Below are 1,292 nucleotides of genomic sequence, written 5' to 3' on the forward strand. Positions count from 1 at the left end.
GCTTTAGAAGGATTTACTCTTCCTAAGTTATTGTGGGTAAAAGAGTATGAACCGGCTATATTTGAAAAAACAGCTGTATTTATGCTGCCTAAAGATTATTTACGCTTTAAAATGACCGGCTTTATTCATAGTGAATATTCAGATGCTGCCGGTACATTATTATTAAACATCAGCAAGAAAAAATGGGATGATGAGCTTTGCCAATTAACAGGAATCAATATTAATCTTTGTCCGCCACTAGTTGAATCTAATGAATGCATAGGCAATATTAGTGAAGCGTTCTCTCAAAAAACGGGATTAGCCACTTCAACGAAAGTATTTGCAGGTGGAGCTGATAATGCTTGCGGAGCAATTGGCGCCGGCATTTTATCGCCAGGGCAAACACTATGTAGCATTGGGACATCGGGTGTTGTTCTTTCTTATGAGGAACGAAGCGATAGAGACTTTAATGGAAAAGTCCATTATTTTAATCATGGAAAAGAAAATGCCTTTTATACGATGGGCGTTACGCTATCTGCGGGTCACAGTTTAAGCTGGTTTAAGGAAAATTTCGCAGAAAACGACACGTTTGAAGAATTGTTGGCTGACCTAAAAAATGTACCAATCGGCTCAAACGGCCTTTTATTTACCCCTTATTTAGTTGGGGAGCGTACACCGCATGCAGATGCTACGATTCGCGGAAGTTTTATAGGAATGGACGCCTCTCATAAAAAGAGAGACTTTACGCGAGCAGTTATCGAAGGTATTACGTTTTCATTAAGTGAATCAATTGAAATCTTTCGAGAAAGCGGAAAGGAAATTACGTCTATTGTATCAATTGGCGGAGGAGCAAAAAATGATCATTGGCTTCAAATTCAAGCAGACGTTTTTAATGCAAAAATCGTAAAGTTGTCTACTGAACAAGGCCCAGCGTTAGGAGCAGCCATGCTAGCAGCTTATGGCTGTGGCTGGTATAACTCATTGGAAGAGTGTGCAAACGTATTTATTACCTCGTCGAAAACATATTATCCTAATGCAGAACATGTACAAGTCTATAAACAGCTTTATGAATTATATAAAGAAGTCTACCTTCAAACAAACGACTTAAGTAAAAAGCTAGGCGAATTTAAAAGGAAATAATAGATTGCAAAATATGCAACCTTGCTTTAAAAAAGAGCTTCATATGAAAGTAGCTTGTATCAATTGATTATGGTTGTATATCGATATACCTGACACAAAAGGAAGTATAGAAAATGCTGTAGTAAGATTTGATTCACTAGAAAAATACGTACATTGGAGGGGAGGATAAGAGC

Annotated in this window: 1 protein-coding gene; it reads left to right on the forward strand. The window is 37.7% G+C overall.

The window, feature by feature from the left end; genetic code table 11:
* Positions 1–1,119, forward strand: a 1,119-nt coding sequence (xylB, locus tag AC1DRF_RS28270) for a xylulokinase (protein ID WP_477742340.1), incomplete at its 5' end; no start/stop codon positions are given.
* Between the last annotated feature and the right edge of the window lie 173 nt (positions 1,120–1,292).

The organism is Priestia sp. P5_B4, assembly GCF_056400385.1.